Origin of the sequence: Streptomyces sp. HNM0574, from assembly GCF_012726235.1 — a bacterium.
GTDB lineage: Bacteria > Actinomycetota > Actinomycetes > Streptomycetales > Streptomycetaceae > Streptomyces.
Map to the genome: position 1 here is coordinate 169302 of NZ_JAASAH010000010.1, position 20175 is coordinate 189476.

The window sequence follows — 20175 nt, forward strand, 5'->3', positions numbered from 1 at the left end:
GAACACATCTGTGCACGAACCGGAGACGAACGGTCGAGAAGCGGTGCGAAGCGTGAAGGCTCGTACGGGTCGGTAACCGTAGAGCGAGCCTTGACACGGCGTCAATGCTTCCCGAAACTCAGCACCTTGAGAGGGGTCGGCCCTGGGGCGGGGCTGGTGCGTACCGACGAAGAGAGGTCCGCCCCGCCATGCACAGACTCCTCGCAGCCGCGCTCACCTGCGTCGGCGCAGCCGCCTGCGCCATCGGCGCGGCACTGGGCATCGTCGCCGCGCTCGACGCCACACCGGAACAGCCCAACGTGCCGCTGGTGCACTTCCATTCGTCCCCGGACGAGCTCCCCGGCGCGGACTCCCCGTCGCCCTCGCCGGAGCCTTCCGAACCCGCCGGAGCGGACGGTTCCGCCTCCGCAGTGGAGCGCTGAGCCGTGGTGACGGCCGTGACCTCCCGCTCCGCCTGGCAGGACGTGCCGCGGGCGCGGGTGGCCCGGTTCACCGAACGGGCCCTGGCCGAGGCCCCCGTGCTCGCGCAGGACATCCTCCGCGCCATCCGCCGCGAGTACCCCGGACTGCCCCTCGTCGTCGACGGCTCGGGCGAGCCGATGGCGCTCGTCGGCATCCGCCGCGCGATCGAGCACTTCGTCGAACACCTCTCCACCGGGCTCGACGGACCCCACGTACCGCCGCGCGTCTTCCAGGAGTTCGGCCGCGGCGAGGTGCTCCAGGGGCGCAGCCTCGACGCGCTCCAGGCCGTCTACCGGCTGGGCATCCGTCTCGCCTGGCGCCGCCTCGCGCAGATCGGCACCCAGGTCGAGATCCCGCCACCCGCCATGTACGAACTGGCCGACGCCGGCTTCCGCTACCTCGACGGCCTGGTGGCCGAATCCGTACGCGGCTACGCCGAGGCCGCGGCCCGCCAGGCCGGTGAACGCCTGCGCCTCCAGCGGCGGTTGCTCGACCTGATGCTGTCCGAACGGCACGGCCACCCGGCCGGCGCCGCCCGCGAGGAACTGGCCGACCGCGCGGCCCGGATCGGCTGGGCGCTGCCCCGCACCGTCGCCGTCGCCGTCCTGTTACGCCCCGGCCGCTCGGCCGTGCCGCCCGCCGTCGGCGAGGACGTCCTGCTCGACATGGAGTGCGAACAGCCGCGCGTCGTCGTCCCGGAACCCGAGGCGGCCGGACGCGCCGAACTGCTGCGCCGCGCCATGGCCGGGTGGGCGGGCGCGATGGGGCCGCCCGTACCGCCCGAGCAGGCCGCGAAATCGCTGCACTGGGCGCGCGCGGCGGTCGCGCTGATGGAGCGCGGCCTGCTGCCCGGCGGCCAACTCCTGGACTGCACCGAGCACATGGAGGCACTCGTCCTGCTGCCGCCCGAGGAACTCATCGACGACCTGACCCGGCGCCTCCTCGCCCCGCTCGACGACTGCGGCCCCGCCCACCGGCGACGGCTCGCCGAAACCCTCCTCGCCTGGCTGGAGACGCGCGGCGGCGCACCGGAGGTCGCGGCACGCCTCGGCGTCCATCCGCAGACGGTGCGCTACCGGCTGCGGCAGATCCGGGAACGCTGGGGCGACGGCATCGACGAACCGGACCGGCGCTTCGAACTCGAAATGGTGCTGCGCACCCTGCGCCTGCGCGGCGAACTCACCGGCCGGTGAACCCCCGCGCCCGGTGAACCCCGCGGCCCCGGGGCTCACTCGTCTCCGGGCGTCACGTCCTCGCCGAGCATGCGCCGCAACAGGTCGCGGAGCAGGGCGCGTTCGACCGTGGTCAGCCCGGCGAGCGGCTCCCGGGCGAAGTCGAGGGAGCCGCGCAGCCGGCCCGCGGTCTCGCGGCCCTCCTCCGTGACGGCGGCGACCTTGACCCGGCGGTCGGCCGGATCGGGACGCCGCTCGACGAGCCCGCGGGACTCCAGCCGGTCCACTATCCCCGTCACGTTCGACGGCTCGCACTTCAGCTGCCTGGCCACCTGCCGCATCGGCGTCGCCTCGCGCGCGAGCAGCGCGAGGACCCGCGCCTGCGCGCCGGTCAGCGAATGCTGCCCGGCGGCCAGCTCGTACTCCTCGTGGTAGCGCGCGACAACGGTGCCGATGAGCTCCACCACCTCGTGGGTGACGGCATCGGGTCTCTCGGGCCCGTCGGCTCCGGGGGTGTGCCCGGAGGCGCGGGCGGCACTGGCGGTCATGGACACCACCGTACCCGGTTGCTTGACAACATGAAATATCGAGGAGCATGGTTGTTTCAGTTCCTGAAAGACCTCTGGAGGATGATCTCCGCATGACGCCTTCCGCCTCCCCCGGCAGCCTCCCCGCCACCGGCCGTGAGTGGCACCTGACCGCACGCCCCCAGGGCTGGCCGACCCCGGCGGACTTCGCCCTCAGGGAAGCCCCCGTCGCCCACCCCGGCGAGGGCCAGATCCTCGTGCGGAATCTGCACTTCTCCGTCGACCCGTACATGCGCGGCCGGATGAACGACGTGAAGTCCTACGTCCCGCCCTTCCCCCTCGACGAGCCGATGGAGGGCGGCGCGGTCGGCGTCGTTCTCGCCTCCGGGAGCGAGAAGTTCGCCGCCGGTGACCACGTCCTGCACAACTCCGGCTGGCGCGAGTACGCCACGCTCGACGCCCGGCACGCCACCGCGGTCTCGCCCGGGATCGCCCCGCTGCCCGCCTTCCTCGGTGTGCTGGGCATGCCCGGCCTCACCGCCTACTCGGGCCTGCTCGAGGTGGCCTCCTTCAAGCCGGGCGACACCGTCTTCGTCTCCGGCGCGGCCGGCGCCGTCGGCAGCGAGGTCGGCCAGATCGCGAAGCTCAAGGGCGCGGCCCGGGTCATCGGCAGCGCGGGCTCGGCGGAGAAGGTCCGCGTGCTCACCGAGGAGTACGGCTTCGACGCCGCCTTCAACTACAAGGAAGGCCCCGTCGCCGAGCAGCTGAAGGCCGCGGCGCCGGACGGCATCGACGTCTACTTCGACAACGTCGGCGGCGAGCACCTGGAGGCGGCGATCAGCTCCTTCAACGTGCACGGCCGCGCCACCATCTGCGGGATGATCTCGCAGTACAACGCCACGGAACCGCCCGCCGCCCCGCGCAACCTCGCGCTCGTCATCGGCAAGCGGCTGCGCATCCAGGGCATGCTCGTGATGGACCACGCGGACCTGAAGCAGCAGTTCTTCGAGGAGGTCTCCGCCTGGATCCGCTCCGGCGAACTCAAGTACCGCGAGACCGTCGTCAACGGCATCGAGAACGGCGTGGACGCCTTCCTCGGCATGCTCAAGGGCGAGAACACCGGAAAGATGATCGTCTCCCTCGACGCCTGAGCCCCCGCCGATCCCCGGCCACCGGCCCCGGCCGGGCACTCCCGTGCCTGCCCGGGCGCCGGGCGGTTAGGCTCGTCACCGGCCGGTGACTCGTGGGCGCGAGAGCGCCGGCCATGCCACCGAACAGGAGGATTCATGTCCATCCAGTCCGTCGACGTCAAGTACACCGCAGTCGCCACCGCCGAGAACGGCCGTGACGGCCGGGTCGCCACCGATGACGGCAAGCTCGACGTCGTGGTCAACCCGCCGAAGGAGATGGGCGGAAGCGGCGCGGGCACCAACCCCGAGCAGCTCTTCGCCGCCGGCTACAGCGCCTGCTTCCAGGGCGCCCTCGGCGTCGTCGCCCGCAAGGAGAACGCCGACATATCCGGCTCCACCGTGACCGCCAAGGTCGGCATCGGCAGCACGCCGTCCGGCGGCTTCGGCCTCACGGTGGCCCTCGAGGCGAACATCCCGAACGTGGACAAGGCCAAGGCCAAGGAGCTGCTGGAGAAGGCCCACGAGGTCTGCCCCTACTCCAACGCCACGCGCGGCAACATCGAGGTCACCCTCGACGTCGCCTGATCCCGCGCCACCGCGTGCCCGGCCCCGGAGCCGGGCACGCGGAACGGTCAGCGCGCGCGGAACGTTCGCGGGAGGGCCGCCCCGGCAGCACGCCGGGGCGGCCCTCGGTACATGTACGGGGCGAGGTCCCGGCGTTGGGCTGCCCCACAGGGTGACCCCCGCGTACGGTGACCCTGCGTACGGTGACCGCGAGGACGCCTCACGCAGGGCGACCGCATGCGCGGGGCAGGAACGAGCACGGAGAGGTGGACATGACGGAGCGACGGCCGAACGCCGCCGTGTCCACCGGCCTGGGCACGCTGCTCGCCCTCGTCGCGGTCCTGCTCGGCGTCGGCATCCCCGGCCCGGCGGTGCCGGCCCCGGCGGTCCCCCTCGCGGGCGCGGCCATCGTCGCCGCACCCACCGCCGACGACAACGACAACGACCGTCCCGAAACCCACGACCGCCCCGGAACCGGCGCCACCGAGTCCGTGTGCGATGCGGCGGAGGCCGCACCGCCGCACGCCTTCCGGGACACCGGCTCCGAACGTCATCTCGCCCACCCCGGCGGCGCTGCCCTCTGCGGAGGGACCTACGTCCCGCGCCTCCGCCCCTGGGCGCGGCCGCTGCCCGCGACCCCGGTCGCCGACGGCGACCTGCTGCGCGGCGCGCGTCACCTCGGACGGGCCCCGCCCGCTCCCTCAGGCAACTGACCGTCGCCTTCGGCGACTTCTGGAATTCCACACTTCCCGCACCCGCGCACACCGCGACCGGCCCCGGCCACGCGGTGCGTCGGGTGCTGCCTGAGGGAGACGCACTGTGACGCGTACTGCCCGGTGGAGGGCGCTGTTCGCCCTCGCCGTAGTGGCGTTGTCCGTATGGATCGCCCTGACCAACCCCGCCCGCCTCGGTCTCGACCTGCGCGGCGGCACCCAGATCGTCCTGGAGACCCAGGACTCACCCACCACCAAGGCCACCCCGGAGGCCACCGACCGCACCCTCGAAGTGCTCCGCCAGCGCGTCGACGCGCTGGGCGTGAGCGAACCGCAGATCACCCGCTCCGGCGACCGGCGCATCATCGTCGAACTGCCCGGACTCCAGGACCCGCGCGAGGCGTCGGAGGTCCTCGGGCGCACAGCGCAGCTCACCTTCCACCCCGTCCTGGGCGTCGAGCCCAAGAAGAAGGAGACCGAGGAACCCGGGAAGACCGAGAAGGCCGACGGCGAGCGCCGCGTCCCGGACGAGAACGGCAACGTCCTGCGTCTCGGTCCCCCGGAGATGACCGGCGAGGGGGTCGGCGGCGCCGACCCGCGCACGGACCCGCAGAAGGGCCCGGGCTGGACGGTCTCCATCGACTTCAAGGGCAAGGGCAAGGACACCTGGGCCGACCTCACGGGCGAGGCCGCGTGCGCCCCGCCCGGTGACCCGACGCGCCGCGTCGCGATCGTGCTGGACGACAAGGTCATCTCCTCGCCCGAGGTGAACCCCTCGGTCCGCTGCGGCGCCGGGATCGCGGGCGGATCGACCGAGATCACCGGCAGCTTCGACCAGCAGGAGGCCCGCGACCTCGCCCTGCTGATCAGCGGCGGCGCACTGCCCGTCCCCGTCGAGACGCTCGAACAGCGCACCGTGGGCCCGACGTTGGGCGCCGAGGCCATCGAGGACAGCGCCTGGGCCGCGGTCATCGGCATCGGCCTGACCTCGCTCTTCGTCACCTACGTCTACCGCCTGCTCGGCGGCATCGCGGCCCTCGCCCTCGTCTGCTACGCGGTGATCGCCTACGCCGGTCTTGTGGCGATCGGCGCCACCCTCACCCTTCCGGGACTCGCCGGATTCGTGCTGGCCATCGGCATGGCGGTGGACGCCAACGTGCTGGTCTTCGAACGGGCCCGCGAGGAGTACGCGGCGGCCAGGCCGGGACGCAGAAGCCTGCGCTCGGCACTCGCGTCGGGCTTCCGCAACGCCCTGAGCGCCATCCTCGACTCGAACATCACCACCCTGCTCGCCGCCGGCCTGCTGTTCTTCCTCGCCTCCGGCCCGGTGCGCGGTTTCGGCGTGACCCTGTCGCTCGGCGTGCTCGCCTCGATGGTGAGCGCCCTGGTGGTGACCCGCGCGCTCGCGGAGTTCGCCGTCACCCGCCGCCCGGTACGGGGACGGCACCGCATGTCCGGGATCGCCGGTGTCGGACGCGTCCGCGAGTGGATCACCCGCCGTGCGCCGGACCTGATGCGGTACCGCAGGCGCTGGCTCGCCGCCTCGGCGGTCGCGCTGCTGCTCGCCGGCTCCGGAATCCTGGTGCGGGGGCTGGACTTCGGCGTCGAGTTCACCGGCGGACGGCTCATCGAGTACACGACGACCCAGCAGGTCGACCCGGACCGGGCGCGCTCCGCGCTCGCCGACGCCGGATACCCGCAGGCCCAGGTGCAGAGCTCCCAGGGCGGGGGCGGGGACGCGTCGGACGGCGAACTCACCGTCCGCACGGACCCGTTGACCGAGGCCGAGGAGGACGAGGTGACCAAGACGGTCAGCGACCTCGGCCAGGGCGCGGAAAAGGTGCGCGACGAGCTGATCGGCCCCAGCCTCGGCGAGGAGCTGCGCACCGGAGCCCTGATCGCCCTCGGTGTCGCGCTCGCGGCGCAACTCCTCTATCTCGCGGTGCGGTTCCGCTGGACCTTCGGCGCCGCGACGGTGGTCGCGCTGATGCACGACGTGATCGTGCTCATCGGCGTGTTCGCCTGGCTGGGCAAGCCCATCGACGGGGTCTTCCTCGCCGCCCTGCTGACGGTGATCGGCTACTCGGTCAACGACTCGGTGGTGGTCTTCGACCGGGTGCGGGAGCTGTGGGCGGCCCGGCGCGGCAAACCGTTCGCCGACGTGGTCAACCACGCCCTGCTGCAGACCGTTCCGCGCACCGTCAACACCGGTATGGGCGCCGTGTTCATCCTGGCCGCGCTCGCCCTGCTCGGCGGTGACACGCTCACGGACTTCGCCGTGGCACTGCTGATCGGTACCGGTGCGGGCACCTGGTCGTCGATGTTCACGGCGGCCCCGATCGCGATCGAACTGGAGCAGCGCGGGTCACGCGCCCGGAAGGGCAGCCCGAAGAACACGCGGAAGGAGACCGTGGGGGTATAGCCGGCAGCCGGGGAGCGCGCGGACGCACCGTCCGCGCGCTCCCCGCCGCACGTTCAGGTGGCGCCGGGCTCCGGTACGTCGCCGAGCAGTGCGCGGAAGCGGCGGAAGGACGCGGGCATGTCCACGGCCTCCGGGTCCAGCAGCCACTGGAACTGCAGCCCGTCCATCACCGCGGCCATCAGCGGAGCGGCCTGTTCCGGGGTGAGCCCGGAGCCCGGCAGCCGCTCGCCGTACTCCTGCCGGAGCGTCGCGGCGAACGCCTCGCGTGCCCAGGCGTAGCGCTCGGTGAAGTAGTCCCGCGCCGGATGGTCGTCGGTGACGCTCTCGCCGAGCAGTGCGGAGAAGGTCCGGACGATCGCCGGACGCATCGCGTTGTACTCGACGAGCGTCTCCAGATTGCCCAACGGCCAGACGCGCTCCGCACCGTGACGTTCCTCGCGCGCGGGAGCACCGCCGGTGTCCCAGGCGTCGCGTTCCTCCAGCACGGCGACGAGCAGGGCCTCCTTCGTCGGGAAGTAGTGCAGCAGCCCCTGCTGGGTGAGCCCGGCCCGTTCGGCGACGGCGGCGAGCGTCGTACCCCGGTAGCCCCGCTCGGCGATGACCTCGAACGTCGCCCGGAGGATCTCCTGCCGGCGCTCCTCGCCCCGCGCCCTGTGCCTGGGCCGACCGCTGCCTGCCACCGCGCCTCCCTCCCGACGTCCGGGCAGCCTACGACACGCGCGCGTCCGCCCAACTCCCCTCACGGCCTCGGCGAGACGATCTCCCGGTGCGCCAGCGCCGCGAGTTCACGCTGCCCGGCCCGTCCCGGATGGAACCAGTCCCAGGGGCTCAACTCCCGCTCGGTGAAGCGGTACGAGAAGACCGCGCCGTTGTCGTACCGACAACGCGTGTGCTCCGCACACTCCTCGCGCAGCACACCGTTGTACGCGATCACGCGCTCACGCACCCGGTCCCGGCGCTCCGTCGCCGCGGCACTCACCGACCGCGGCGCGTCCAGCATCGACCGGCAGATCCCGAACTTCCAGGCACGCTGCGCCTCCTGGCTGTCCCGCCCGACGGACCAGAGCCGCTTCAGGTCGGGCACGCTCGCCACGTACACCTGCGCGTCGGGCCGTTCGTCCCACAGCGTCCGCAGCGCCCGCCGGAAGCCCTCGCGGAATTCGGGCACGCTCGTCATGCCCTCGACGTCCGGGCGGCAGGCGTCGTTGGCCCCGGTCATCACCGTGACGAGGTCCGGATCCCTGGCCGCCGCGCGCTTCATCTGCGACGCGAGGCCGGCCATCGTCGAGCCGCTGACGGCGTAGTTCCAGCTCTGCGCCGCGGGGTCGTCCAGCAGCCTGCCCGCGAGGGAGCGCACGCCGTCGTCGGAGCCGGTGGCCCAGGACGCGGCGGTGCAGTCCGAGAGCAGTGAACAGGCGTCGAATCCCCGGGTGATGGAGTCGCCCACGGCCGCGAGCGAGTCGGGCGAGGTGTCCCATCCGGAGCGGTCCCGGGAGCCCGTGGTTGACGACGGGGAGTGAGCAGCCGAGGGGGAGTGCGGCCCGGGAGAAGAGTGTGACTGCGCATCGGAGGGGCGTGCGGAGGGCTGGTCACGCCCCTCATGCGCTCCGCCACCCGGGCTGCCGCAGGCCGCCGCCAGGGTCAGCCCGAGGAGGAGCGCGAGGGCACCGGAACCGATCGCGAGGGCACGTTTCCCCACTCCGCCGCTCCGCTCACCGCGGTTGCCCCCAGGTCGCGGAATCCGGCTCTCCGGTTCGCCTTCCACCGGGGCTTTCCCGTTCCGGTTCTTCGGATTCTCCGGACTTTCCGGCACGGATTCGCTCCCGTCCACCGCTGTTCCCGGGCCTGTTCGGTTGTCCCGGCCGCGTCCGCCGGTGTAGTTCCGACGGTACGTCACCCGCCACCCGGAGCGGCACGATAGCTTTGCCTCCGGGCCGCGTGACGTGCGCGGCTGTGAGGACCGTGAACGCGACGTCACCGAAGGCCGGGGACGGCAGCGACAACTAAATATTACATCGCGTCACTTCATGTCCCTTTCGGGGAGAATTGATGGCAATGGTGTTTACTATTCGTAACCTCGGACGCTGGTAGGGAAGTGGCCGGTGGTGCAGAATGTCAGGCGCCGAACCGGCGCGTGACCGGTAGGCAGTCGAGGCCGCTGGTGTAGGCGACCCTCGAACCGCACTGGAGGTCCCGGTGACGACGACACGTGGAGTTCTGTACGTGCATTCCGCGCCCCGCGCGCTGTGCCCGCACGTCGAATGGGCCGTGGCAGGAGTCCTTGGCACTCGTGTCAGCCTGGACTGGATCAGACAGCCCGCCGCGCCCGGCACCTGGCGTGCCGAACTCTCCTGGCAGGGCGACCCGGGCACGGCCTCGAAGCTGGCCTCCGCGCTCCGCGGCTGGCACCTCCTTCGCTTCGAGACGACGGCCGAACCCTGCCGCTCGGCGGAGGGCGAACGCTACAGCTCCACCCCGGACCTGGGGATCTTCCACGCCGTCACCGGCATGCACGGCGACATCCTCATCCCCGAGGACCGCCTCCGCGCCGCGATCGCCCGCTCCGGCAGCGGAGAGACCGACCTGGAGGCGGAGATCTCCCGTCTGCTGGGCAAGCCCTGGGACGACGAGCTGGAGCCGTTCCGGTACGCCGGAGAAGGCGCCCCCGTCCGCTGGCTGCACCAGGTCGTCTGAGCGGGAGCCCGACGCCGGTCGCCGCCAGGAGGAATGAGAGCCCGTCACCGGCGGAACCGGCTGTGAGCCGCCGACGCGTACGGCCCGGAATGACCTAGCGTGCGTCGCATGACCGACCGCATCTCCGTAGCCGTCCTGGGCACCGGGATCATGGGCGCCGCCATGGCCCGCAACCTCTGCCGGGCCGGGCTCGACGTGACCGTCTGGAACCGCAGCCGCGCCAAGTCCGCACCGCTCGCCGACGAAGGGGCCCGCGTCGCCGACCGGCCCGACGAAGCCGTCGAGAACGCGGACATCGTGCTCACGATGCTCTACGACGCCCCGACCACGGCCGAGATCATCCGCGCCGCCGCCCCCGGCCTCCGGGCGGGAACGCTGTGGATGCAGAGCACCAGCGCCGGCACCGAAGGACTGCGCGACCTCGACGGGCTGGCCCACGACTACGGGCTCGTCCTCGTCGACGCCCCCGTGCTCGGCACCCGCGGACCGGCCGAGTCGGGCGACCTCGTCGTCCTCGCCTCCGGGCCGCACACCGCGCGGCACCGGCTGGCGCCCGTGCTGGGCGCCGTCGGCTCCCGCACGGTCTGGGTCAGCGAGCGGCCCGGGGACGCCAGCAGCCTCAAACTCGTCTGCAACACCTGGGTACTGACCGTCAATCACGGGGTGGCCGAGGCGCTGGCGCTGGCCGAGGGGCTGGGCGTCGACCCGCGGTCCTTCCTGGACGCCGTCGGCGGCGGGCCGCTCGACATGGGGTACCTCCGGGCGAAGGCCGCCGTCATCGGGTCCGGCGACTTCAGCCCCTCGTTCGCGGTGACGACGGCGGAGAAGGACAGCCGGCTCATCGTCTCGGCGGGCGAGGCCGCCGGGGTACGGCTCGACGTCACCGCGGCCGGGGCCGAGCGGTTCCGCCGCGCGGCCGAACAGGGCCACGGGCAGGAGGACATGGCGGCGTCGTACTACGCGAGCTTCGACGACGGGCGGTCGCAGGGCTGACAGAAAGACACGGAAGTCTTGTCGGGGGTCGCTAACACCGACTGGTGCCCCTCGGCACCACCCTTGGTACATGAGTCCTGGAACACGTCTCACCGCACTCGGCCGCCACCAGCCCGAACGGGTCGTCACCAACGACGACCTGGCGCGCACGGTGGACACCAGTGACGCGTGGATCCGGCAGCGCACCGGGATCGTCACCCGCAGGATCGCGGACGCGGAAACCGTGACCGACATGGCCGCCGAGGCAGGGGCCAAGGCCCTGGCCTCGGCCGGTACGGACCCGGCGGACATCGGGCTGGTCGTGGTCGCCACCTGCACGGAGACCGACCGCTGCCCGTCCGTCGCGGCACGCGTCGCCGGGCGGCTCGGCATCCCCGCCGCCGCGGCCTTCGACCTCAACAACGCCTGCGCGGGCTTCACCACGGCCCTCGCCACCGCCGACCACTCCGTCCGCGCGGGGGCGGCGCGGCACGCGCTCGTCATCGGGGTCGACAAGATGTCCGCCATCACCGACTGGAGCGACCGCTCCACCTGCGTGCTGCTCGGGGACGGAGCGGGCGCGGCTGTGCTCAGCGCCTCCGAGGAGCCCGGCGTCGGCCCCGTCGTCTGGGGTTCGGACCCGACGAAGAGCGACGCCGTACGGATCGGTGACGAGGAGGGCGGCTGGCGGCCCGTCTTCGCGCAGGAGGGCCAGGCGGTCTACCGCTGGACGACCACCTTCCTCGCGCCGCTCGCGCGGGAGGCGTGCGAGCGGGCCGGCGTCGCGCCCGAGGAGCTCGCCGGGGTCGTCACGCACCAGGCCAATCTGCGGATCATCGAGGCGGTCACCCGCCAACTCGGCGCCACCCGGGCCGTGGTGGGCCGGGACGTCGTCGAGTCGGGGAACACCTCGGCCGCCTCGGTGCCGCTCGCGCTGGCCAAGCTCGTCGAACGGCGGGAGATCCCGGCCGGTGCGCCGGTTCTGCTCTTCGCCTTCGGCGGCGGCCTGTCCTGGGCCGGGCAGGTCGTCGCCTGTCCGTGAGCCGAGGGCGGACACACGCGTGAGGGGCGGCCTCCTGGGAGGCCGCCCCTCACGCGTGTTGTTGTACGAGCCGGACGTCAGACCGTACGGAAGGCCAGGACGACGTTGTGGCCGCCGAAGCCGAAGGAGTTGTTGAGCGCCGCGATCGTGCCCTCGGGCAGCGCGCGCGGCTTGTCGCGGACGATGTCGGCATCGGCCTCGGGGTCGAGGTTCTCGATGTTGATCGTCGGCGGTGCGGTGCGGTTCCACAGCGCCAGGATCGAGGCGACGCTCTCGATGCCGCCCGCGCCGCCCAGCAGGTGGCCCGTCATCGACTTCGTGGCGGAGAGCGCCATGTGGTCGACGTCGTCGCCGAAGACCTTGCGCAGCGCCTTGAGCTCCGCGATGTCTCCCTGCGGGGTGGAGGTGGCGTGCGCGTTGATGTGCTGGATCTGCGCGGCCTCGAGGTCGGTGCCGGCCACGAGGTTCTCCAGCGCGAGCGCGATGCCGTTGCCGCTGGGCTCGGGCTGCGTGATGTGGTGGCTGTCCGCCGAGACGCCCTGGCCGACGGCCTCGGCGTAGATCCGGGCGCCGCGCTTCTTGGCGTGCTCCGCGGACTCCAGCACGATCACGCCCGCGCCCTCGCCGAGCACGAAACCGTTGCGGTCGGTGTCGAACGGGCGGGACGCACCCTGCGGGTCGTCGTTGTTCTTGGACATCGCCATCATGTTGCCGAAGGCGACCACCGGCAGCGGGTGGATGGCGGCCTCGGTGCCGCCGGCGATGACGACGTCGGCGCGGCCGCTGCGGATCATTTCGATCGCGTAGCCGATCGCCTCGGTGCCGGACGCGCAGGCGCTCACCGGGGTGTGCACACCGGCGCGGGCGTTGACCTCCAGGCCGACGTTCGCGCTGGGGCTGTTGGGCATCAGCATCGGCACGGTGTGCGGGGAGACGCGGCGTACGCCCTTCTCCTTGAGCACGTCGTACTGGTCGAGCAGCGTCGTGACGCCGCCGATGCCGGAGGCGACGACCGAGCCCAGACGGTCGGGGGACACCGAGGTGTCCTCGCCCGCCTTGGCCGTGAAGCCCGCGTCCGCCCACGCCTCACGGGCCGCGACCAGCGCGAACTGCGCCGAGCGGTCCAGCTTGCGGGCCTGCGGGCGGGGGATCGTCTCGGTCGGCTCCACCGCGACACGGGCGGCGATCTGGACGGGGAGCTCGGCGGCCCACTCGTCCTCGAGCCGTGCGACACCGGAGCGCCCGGCGATCAGGCCGTCCCAGGTCGATGCGCTGTCGCCACCCAGCGGTGTGGTTGCGCCGATACCGGTGACGACCACGGAGTGTTGGGTCGCGTTCACAGGATTCCTGTCTCCACTGGTAGGGGGTGAACCGTTTGGGCCACCCTGCCGGTGCCCCCGGGGACGTCGTCCCGGGGATGCACGCAGGGTGGCGACAAACGCGTCAACTGATGATTCAGCTCTGGTGCTTGAGGATGTAGTCGGTCGCGTCGCCGACCGTCTTGAGGTTCTTGACGTCGTCGTCCGGGATCTTCACGTCGAAGCGCTCCTCGGCGGCGACGACCACCTCGACCATGGACAGCGAGTCGACGTCCAGGTCGTCGGTGAAGGACTTGCCGAGCTCGACGTCCTCGGTCGGGATGCCGGCGATCTCGTTGACGATGTCGGCGAGACCGGCGACGATCTCTTCCTGCGTGGCGGCCATTGCGGCGCTCCTTCGGTGTGTTGCGGTGAGGGTGGTTCTGCCGCGCGGCCCCGACCTCTTTGTCGGAGCTGCGTGGATCTTGACTATGGGAGGGTAACGACCATCGCTGCGTAGACGAGACCCGCCCCGAATCCGATGACGAGCGCGGTGTCGCCGCTCTTCGCCTCCCCGGTCGCCAGCATCCGCTCCATCGCGAGCGGGATGGAGGCGGCCGAGGTGTTGCCGGTCGTTTCCACGTCACGGGCGACCGCGACGTGCTCCGGCAGCTTGAGAGTCTTCACCATCGAATCGATGATCCGCATGTTGGCCTGGTGCGGAATGAAGACGTCCAGGTCCTCGGGGGAGACCCCGGCGGCGTCCAGCGCCTCCTGGGCCACCTTCGCCATCTCGAACACGGCCCAGCGGAAGACCGTCTGGCCCTCCTGGCGGATGGCGGGGAACTTCACCTCGCCGTCCGCGTCGACCGGCAGCTGCGAGACGTCCCCGATGCGGAACTCGTCCCACGCCACCGTCTGCGAGATGACGTCCGCCTTGTCGCCCTCGGAGCCCCAGACCGACGGGCCCATCGCGGGCTCCTCGGACGGGCCGACGACGACGGCGCCCGCGCCGTCCCCGAACAGGAAGGCGGTGGAGCGGTCGGTGAGGTCGGTCAGGTCGGAGAGCCGCTCGGCGCCGACGACCAGGACGTAGGTGGCGCTGCCCTCGGCGATCAGGCCCTTGGCCTGCGTCAGGCCGTAACCGAAGCCGGCGCAGCCCGCGTTGATGTCGAAGGCGGCGGCCTTGCCCGCACCCATCCGGTCGCTGATCTCGGTCGCGATCGAGGGGGTCTGCTTGAAGTGCGAGACCGTCGAGATGATGACCGCGTCCACCTGGTCGGCGGTGATCCCGGCGTCGGCGACGGCCTTGCCCGCCGCCTCCAGGGTCATCTCGGCGAGGGTCTCCTCGGGGCCGGCCCAGTGCCGCGTCGCGATGCCGGAGCGGGAGCGGATCCACTCGTCGGACGAGTCGATGTGCTTGAGGATCTCCTCGTTCGGCACCACGCGGGTCGGGCGGTAGCCGCCGACGCCGAGAATCCGCGCGTACGGGGAACCCTTGGGGGGCTTGATCTTCGCTGTCATGCTCGGGCTCTCCTTGGGCTCAGGCAGTGGGCGCGTGCTCCGCGAGGAGCTCGCGGGCCGCGTCCAGGTCGTCGGGGGACTTCACTGCCAGGGTCTTCACGCCCGGCAGGCCGCGCTTGGCCAGCCCGGTGAGGGTGCCGCCGGGGCAGACCTCGATCATCGCCGTGACGCCCATCTTCCGGAACGTCTCCATGCACAGGTCCCAGCGGACGGGCGCCGAGATCTGGTGCACGAGCCGCCGCACGACGTCCGCGCCGGAGGCGACCTCGGTGCCGTCCAGGTTGGAGACGTAGGGCACCGAAGGGTCGTTGGCGGTGACGCCTTCGACGGCCTTCTCCATGACGGAGACGGCGGGGCTCATGTGCTGCGTGTGGAACGCGCCCGCGACCTTCAGCGGGATCACGCGCGCCTTCTCGGGCTTGTCCTCGGCCAGCGCCGCGAGCTGCTCGGCGGTGCCGGCCGCGACGATCTGCCCGCCGCCGTTGACGTTCGCGGGGGAGAGGCCGAGCTTCTCCAGGTGTGCGGTGACCTCGTCCGGGTCGCCGCCGAGGACGGCGGACATGCCGGTCTCGGTGACGGCGGCGGCCTCGGCCATCGCCTTGCCGCGGGTCCGCACCAGCGACATCGCGTCGGCGGGCGAGAGCACGCCGGCGAGTGCGGCGGCCGCGAGTTCGCCGACGCTGTGGCCGGCGGTGGCGCCGGGCACGCCGTCGGCCTTGACGCCGTCCAGCAGCGCGCTCGCGGAGACGAGGCTCGAGGCGACGAGCAGGGGCTGGGCCACGGCCGTGTCGCGGATCGCGTCCGCGTCGGCCTCGGTGCCGTAGTGCACCAGGTCCAGGTCGATGGCGGCCGACCAGGCGGCGAGGCGGTCCGCGACACCGGGGAGGTCGAGCCAGGGCTTCAGGAGGCCAGGCTTCTGAGCGCCTTGGCCGGGAGCGACGAGTACGAGCACCCTTTCACTCTCTCTTGTGGTCTGTGGTCCCCGCCGGTGGGGACCGATACGAAGAACCGTCAGGGGAATTGTGGACCCTCGACAAGGGCGATGGTCCGGCTCAGGGATTGCTGCCGAAGTCCGTGAGGCGCCCCAGGATCAGCGCGATACGCAGCGTGAAGGCGGAACGGACGTCCGACGGCGACCATCCGGTGACATCCGTCACACGTCGCAGCCGGTAGCGGACGGTGTTGGGGTGCACGAACAGCATCCGGGCCGCGCCCTCCAGGCTGCTGGCCTGTTCCAGGTAGACGCTGAGCGTCTCCAGCAGCGCCGAACCGGCCTCCTCCAGCGGTCTGTAGATCTCCTCCACCAACAGGTCCCGCGCGGCGGGGTCGCCCGCCATCGCGCGCTCGGGCAGCAGGTCGTCGGCGAGCACCGGGCGCGGGGCGTCCGGCCAGGCCGCGCAGGCGCGCAGCCCGGCGGCTGCGGCCTGTGCCGAGCCGGTGGCGGACAGCAGGTCGCCGACGACCGGGCCGGCGACCACGGGGCCCGGCGCGAACGGCCCGATCAGGGACTTCGCCGAGCGCAACGGGTCGTCGCTGCCGCCCGCGATCACCACGAGACGGTTGCCGAGCACGCCCGTCAGCACCTGGAGCTTGGCGTGCCGGGCCGCGCGGCGGATGGCCTCGACCGTGAGTTCGCTGTCCCCGTCCGGCGCGGTGCCGAGGATGACCAGGACGTGTTCGGGGGAGTTCCAGCCGAGCGCGGCGGCGCGGGAGACGGCGCCCTCGTCGGCCTCGCCGGAGAGCACCGCGTTGACGACGAGCGATTCGAGCCGCGCGTCCCAGGCGCCGCGGGCCTCGGCGGCCTGCGCGTACACCTGCGCGGTGGCGAAGGCGATCTCCCGCGCGTAGACGAGGAGGGCCTCGCGCAGCACGGACTCGTCGCCGGGGGCGGCCACTTCGTCGATCGCGGTCTCGACGACCTCGATCGTGGTGCGCACCATCTCGACGGTCTGCCGCAGCGTGATGGCGCGGGTCAGCTCGCGCGGAGCCGTGCCGAACACGTCGGTGCTGATGGCCTGCGGGGTCTCCGGGTGCCGGAACCACTCGGTGAAGGCCGCGATGCCCGCCTGCGCGACCAGTCCGATCCAGGACCGGTTCTCCGGCGGCATCGCGCGGTACCACGGCAACTGCTCGTCCATGCGCGCGATCGCGGCGGCGGCGAGCTTGCCCGACGACTGTTCGAGCCGCCGCAGCGTGGCCTTGTGCGGGTGCTCCACGGGCTCCGGGCGCCCGGAACCCGCGGGTCCGTCCGCGGCGGACGGCTCCCCCTCGGGCGCCGTGCCGCCGCGGGGATCCGCGGGGTACGACGAGGGTCCGGACGGTTCGGAGGGCTGGGCAGACTCAGCGGGGTCTTGGGGTTCGGGCACGGGACAAGCCTGCCTTATCGGGTGGGGTGCGCGGGGCGTGGGGCGGTGCGGGGGCCCGGTGGGCGGCTCCCGCCGGACGGGAGCGGCCCCGGGCGGACTACGGTGGGGGCATGCTTCAGGTGTGGCGGGAGGCCGGCCGGTACCGGGGCGGCGACAGGGACGCCGGGATCGAGACCCGGCACGCGTTCTCGTTCTCCGGTTTCTACGACCCGGACAACGTCGGGTTCGGGCTCCTCGTCGCCTGCAACGAGGAACGTCTCGCTCCGGGTTCCGGATTCGGTGAACATCCGCACCGGGACGTCGAGATCGTCACCTGGGTCGTCGAGGGCGAGCTGGAGCACGTCGACTCCACCGGTCAGCGCTGCGTGGTGCGCCCCGGGGACGTGCAGCGGCTGCGGGCCGGCGGCGGGGTGCGGCACGTGGAGCGCAACGCGGGGGACGGGCCCCTGCGGTTCGTGCAGATGTGGCTGGTGCCCGGCAGCTTCGGCGGTGACCCGGAGTACGAGGTGGTGCGCGGCATCGCCGACGGCACCCCCTTCGCGCTGCCGGGGACGGAAGCGGTGCTGCACGTACGGCGGTTGGCGCCGGGTGAGCGCAGCGCCGTTCCGGACGCGGCGTGGGTGTACCTGCACGTGGTGCGCGGTGCGGCGGAGATCGCGGGTGAGCGGCTCACCGCGGGGGACGCGGCCCGGATCGCGGACGCGCGGGATCTGGAGGTGGCGGCGGCCGAGGGCCCCGCGGAACTCCTGGTGTGGGAGATGCACGCGGAGCCGTCGTACGGCTGAGCCGCGGTTCAGGGCGTGCGGAACTCGGCCAGCACCGCGTCCGTGAACGCGGGCCAGACCTCGACGGCCCACGGGCCGAAGTCGCGGTCGGTGAGTGCCACGCAGGCGAGTTGCGCGTCCGGGTCGACCCACAGGAAGGTGCCGGACTGGCCGAAGTGGCCGAAGGTGCGGGGCGAGGACGAAGTGCCCGTCCAGTGCGGCGACTTGCCGTCGCGGATCTCGAAACCGAGCCCCCAGTCGTTCGGCGACTGGTTGCCGTAGCCCGGCAGCACGCCCTTCAGGCCCGGGTGGACGACGGTGGTGGCCTCGTCCAGCGTCGTGCGGTCGACGAGGGTGGGGCGCTGGAGCTCGGCGGCGAAGCGGGCGAGGTCGTCGGCGGTGGAGACGGCGTCCTTCGCGGGGGAGCCGGGCAGGTCGGTGGACGTCATGCCCAGCGGTTCCAGCACGGCCTCGCGCAGGTACTGGGGGAAGGGGATGTCGGTGACCTCGGCAAGGTGGTCGCCGAGTGCCTCGAAGCCGGCGTTGGAGTAGATCCGGCGGCTGCCGGGCGCGGCCTGGACGCGGGTGTCGTCGAAGGCGAGCCCGGAGGTGTGGGCGAGGAGGTGGCGGACGGTCGAGCCGTCCGGGCCCGCGGGCTCGTCGAGTTCGGCCGCGCCCTCCTCCAGGGCGACGAGCGCCGCGTACGCCGCCAGCGGCTTCGTCACGGAGGCGAGCGGGAAGCGGCGGCCGGTGGGGCCGTACGTCCCGGCGACGCCGCCGTCGGCGCGTACCACGGCCGCCGCCGCGGTCGGTACCGGCCAGTTCTCGATCATCCGCAGGCTGTTCATGTCTCCCGACCCTAACGCCGCCGCCGATCCGGTCCCTCTCCGCGCTTGCTTGGAGCGCACTCCAACTCCGTAGCGTTCACTTGTGACCGTGACGGAGACGGAACCGGGGGCGAGGGTGGGAACGAACGTGATGACCGGGGAGACCGCGGTGGAAGTGCCGCGGCCGGCGAGCTGCCCGGCGCGGAGACCGGCGCACCCGCGGCCCGAGGGCCGGGACCGGTACACCATCAGCGAGGTGGCCACGTACACCGGGCTGAGCGCGTACACCCTCCGCTGGTACGAGCGGATCGGCCTGATGCCGCACGTGGACCGGTCCCACACGGGCCAACGCCGGTTCACCAACCGGGATCTCGACTGGCTGGACCTGGTGGCCAAGCTCCGGCTGACCGGCATGCCGGTCGCGGACATGGTGCGGTACGCGGAGCTCGTACGGGCCGGTGACGCGACCGTCGCCGAGCGGCTGGAGCTGCTGGTGGCGACGCGGCGGGACGTGAGAGCGCGGATCGCCGAACTGCAGGAGACCCTGGCGGTCCTGGATTTCAAGATCGACAAGTATGCGGACGCCCGCAGGGCGTCGGAAGGGGCACTGAGGACCTGATGAGCACCGACCACAGCACCACCCGGATCGCGACCACCCGGCTCGGCACGGACGGACCCGTGACCGGCGTCCAGGGACTCGGCTGCATGGGCATGAACTTCGGCTACGGCCCGACCGACGCCGACGAGGCCCGCGCCACCCTGGAGCGCGCCCTGGAACTGGGCGTCACCCTCTTCGACACGGCCGACATGTACGGCTCCGGGGAGAACGAGAAGTTCCTCTCGCCGTTCTTCCGCGCCCACCGCGAAGAGCTGCTGGTGGCAACGAAGTTCGGGATCGTGCTCGACCCGGAGGACCCCTCCCGGCGCACGGTCAGGAACGACACCGCGCACATCCGGAAGTCCGTCGAGGGCAGCCTGGCCCGGCTCGGCATCGACACCATCGACCTCTACTACATGCACCGCATCGACCCCGAGATCCCGATCGAGGAGACCGTCGGGACCATGGCCGAACTCGTGGCCGAGGGGAAGGTGCGCCGTCTCGGGCTGAGCGAGGTCACCGGGGACGAACTGCGCAGGGCGCACGCCGTGCACCCGATTTCCGCGCTCCAGTCGGAGTGGTCGCTCTTCTCCCGTGACGTGGAGCGGACCGCGGTGCCCGCCGCGAAGGAACTGGGCGTCGTCTTCGTGCCGTACTCGCCGCTGGGACGGGGCTTCCTGACCGGTTCCTTCGTCGCCGCCGACAAGGAACTCACCAGCGGCGACTCGCGGCGCACCATGCCCCGCTTCTCCGGGGACAACGCGGCCGCCAACGCGGCGCTGCTGGAGCCGGTGCGGAAGCTGGCGGAGCGCAGGGGCGCCACGCTCGGCCAGATCGCGCTCGCCTGGGTCCAGCAGCAGGCGACGCTGCGGGACATGACCGTCGTGCCGATCCCGGGCACCCGCAAGCGCAGCCGCCTGGCGGAGAACACCGCGGCCACCCGCATCGAACTGGACGCCGAGGAGCTGGCGTTGCTCGACCCGATCGCGGACAGCGTGCGGGGCGGACGCTACGCCGACCCCAAGTTCACCTCGGCGGGCCGCGAGTAGCCGGCGCACGGCGGCCGTGCCTCCGTCCGGACGGAGGCACGGCCGCCGTGC

The 20175-nt window shown here is 72.4% G+C and carries 21 protein-coding genes; 12 read left to right on the plus strand and 9 right to left on the minus strand.

Translation table 11 applies throughout. The features are described from left to right. Positions 1–188 precede the first annotated feature (188 nt). Both HCC30_RS18570 and HCC30_RS18575 read left to right on the plus strand, forming a co-directional pair. Complete coding sequence (locus HCC30_RS18570; RefSeq protein WP_169443576.1) at positions 189–422, plus strand: hypothetical protein; 234 nt, start codon at positions 189–191, stop codon at positions 420–422. A gap of 15 nt (positions 423–437) precedes the next feature. Next, positions 438–1655, plus strand: coding sequence for a helix-turn-helix domain-containing protein (locus tag HCC30_RS18575; RefSeq protein ID WP_169443711.1), 1218 nt, complete (start codon positions 438–440; stop codon positions 1653–1655). Between the two features lie 35 nt (positions 1656–1690). Here HCC30_RS18575 and HCC30_RS18580 read toward each other — a convergent pair whose 3' ends face one another. Next, positions 1691–2182 carry a MarR family transcriptional regulator gene (locus tag HCC30_RS18580; protein WP_169443712.1) on the minus strand — a complete coding sequence of 164 codons (492 nt, stop codon included), beginning with the start codon at positions 2180–2182 and terminating at the stop codon, positions 1691–1693. A gap of 92 nt (positions 2183–2274) precedes the next feature. Here HCC30_RS18580 and HCC30_RS18585 point away from each other — a divergent pair, with 92 nt between their 5' ends. The 4 genes from HCC30_RS18585 to secD all read left to right on the plus strand — a co-directional run bounded on the left by HCC30_RS18585 (position 2275) and on the right by secD (position 6990). Beyond that, positions 2275–3312: an NADP-dependent oxidoreductase gene (locus HCC30_RS18585; protein ID WP_169443713.1), complete on the plus strand. Its 1038-nt coding sequence runs from the start codon at positions 2275–2277 to the stop codon at positions 3310–3312. A gap of 135 nt (positions 3313–3447) precedes the next feature. Beyond that, complete coding sequence (locus HCC30_RS18590) at positions 3448–3876, plus strand: organic hydroperoxide resistance protein (RefSeq protein ID WP_169443714.1); 429 nt, start codon at positions 3448–3450, stop codon at positions 3874–3876. Positions 3877–4127: 251 nt separating this feature from the next. Continuing rightward, positions 4128–4568, plus strand: coding sequence for a hypothetical protein (locus tag HCC30_RS18595; protein WP_169443715.1), 441 nt, complete (start codon positions 4128–4130; stop codon positions 4566–4568). A gap of 106 nt (positions 4569–4674) precedes the next feature. Beyond that, on the plus strand, positions 4675–6990 hold the full coding sequence (secD, locus tag HCC30_RS18600; RefSeq protein WP_169443716.1) for a protein translocase subunit SecD: 2316 nt from the start codon (positions 4675–4677) through the stop codon (positions 6988–6990). Positions 6991–7043: 53 nt separating this feature from the next. Here the strand turns inward: secD and HCC30_RS18605 are convergent, their stop codons facing one another. Beyond that, on the minus strand, positions 7044–7670 hold the full coding sequence (locus tag HCC30_RS18605; protein ID WP_169443717.1) for a TetR/AcrR family transcriptional regulator: 627 nt from the start codon (positions 7668–7670) through the stop codon (positions 7044–7046). Between the two features lie 59 nt (positions 7671–7729). Beyond that, the gene (locus HCC30_RS18610) at positions 7730–8689 is read right to left on the minus strand and encodes a GDSL-type esterase/lipase family protein (protein WP_346776683.1); all 960 of its coding nucleotides are present in this window, start codon (positions 8687–8689) and stop codon (positions 7730–7732) included. A 497-nt stretch (positions 8690–9186) separates the two neighbouring features. Here HCC30_RS18610 and HCC30_RS18615 point away from each other — a divergent pair, with 497 nt between their 5' ends. The 3 genes from HCC30_RS18615 to HCC30_RS18625 all read left to right on the plus strand — a co-directional run bounded on the left by HCC30_RS18615 (position 9187) and on the right by HCC30_RS18625 (position 11698). Beyond that, positions 9187–9684 carry a DUF3145 domain-containing protein gene (locus HCC30_RS18615; RefSeq protein ID WP_346776684.1) on the plus strand — a complete coding sequence of 166 codons (498 nt, stop codon included), beginning with the start codon at positions 9187–9189 and terminating at the stop codon, positions 9682–9684. A 108-nt stretch (positions 9685–9792) separates the two neighbouring features. After that, on the plus strand, positions 9793–10677 hold the full coding sequence (locus tag HCC30_RS18620) for an NAD(P)-dependent oxidoreductase (protein ID WP_169443719.1): 885 nt from the start codon (positions 9793–9795) through the stop codon (positions 10675–10677). A 70-nt stretch (positions 10678–10747) separates the two neighbouring features. Then, positions 10748–11698, plus strand: coding sequence for a beta-ketoacyl-ACP synthase III (locus HCC30_RS18625; protein ID WP_169443720.1), 951 nt, complete (start codon positions 10748–10750; stop codon positions 11696–11698). A 77-nt stretch (positions 11699–11775) separates the two neighbouring features. On the opposite strand, the gene fabF is transcribed toward HCC30_RS18625, so the two are convergent. The 5 genes from fabF to HCC30_RS18650 all read right to left on the minus strand — a co-directional run bounded on the left by fabF (position 11776) and on the right by HCC30_RS18650 (position 16736). Then, entirely contained in the window at positions 11776–13038 is a 1263-nt protein-coding gene (fabF, locus tag HCC30_RS18630) for a beta-ketoacyl-ACP synthase II (protein ID WP_169443721.1), read from the minus strand. A gap of 115 nt (positions 13039–13153) precedes the next feature. Then, complete coding sequence (locus HCC30_RS18635; RefSeq protein ID WP_169443722.1) at positions 13154–13402, minus strand: acyl carrier protein; 249 nt, start codon at positions 13400–13402, stop codon at positions 13154–13156. An 83-nt stretch (positions 13403–13485) separates the two neighbouring features. Beyond that, entirely contained in the window at positions 13486–14520 is a 1035-nt protein-coding gene (locus tag HCC30_RS18640; RefSeq protein WP_169443723.1) for a ketoacyl-ACP synthase III, read from the minus strand. A gap of 19 nt (positions 14521–14539) precedes the next feature. Next, a complete protein-coding gene (locus HCC30_RS18645) occupies positions 14540–15472 on the minus strand; it encodes an ACP S-malonyltransferase (RefSeq protein ID WP_169443724.1) in 933 nt (310 codons plus the stop codon). Positions 15473–15572: 100 nt separating this feature from the next. Then, a complete protein-coding gene (locus HCC30_RS18650) occupies positions 15573–16736 on the minus strand; it encodes a helix-turn-helix domain-containing protein (protein WP_169443725.1) in 1164 nt (387 codons plus the stop codon). Between the two features lie 260 nt (positions 16737–16996). Here HCC30_RS18650 and HCC30_RS18655 point away from each other — a divergent pair, with 260 nt between their 5' ends. Then, complete coding sequence (locus tag HCC30_RS18655) at positions 16997–17671, plus strand: pirin family protein (RefSeq protein ID WP_169443726.1); 675 nt, start codon at positions 16997–16999, stop codon at positions 17669–17671. An 8-nt stretch (positions 17672–17679) separates the two neighbouring features. Here the strand turns inward: HCC30_RS18655 and HCC30_RS18660 are convergent, their stop codons facing one another. Next, on the minus strand, positions 17680–18498 hold the full coding sequence (locus tag HCC30_RS18660) for a serine hydrolase domain-containing protein (RefSeq protein WP_169443727.1): 819 nt from the start codon (positions 18496–18498) through the stop codon (positions 17680–17682). Between the two features lie 130 nt (positions 18499–18628). Here HCC30_RS18660 and HCC30_RS18665 point away from each other — a divergent pair, with 130 nt between their 5' ends. Then, positions 18629–19096 carry a MerR family transcriptional regulator gene (locus tag HCC30_RS18665; protein WP_169443728.1) on the plus strand — a complete coding sequence of 156 codons (468 nt, stop codon included), beginning with the start codon at positions 18629–18631 and terminating at the stop codon, positions 19094–19096. Further along, positions 19096–20124, plus strand: coding sequence for an aldo/keto reductase (locus HCC30_RS18670; protein WP_169443729.1), 1029 nt, complete (start codon positions 19096–19098; stop codon positions 20122–20124). Before HCC30_RS18665 ends, HCC30_RS18670 begins: the two co-directional genes overlap by 1 nt. Positions 20125–20175 lie beyond the last annotated feature (51 nt).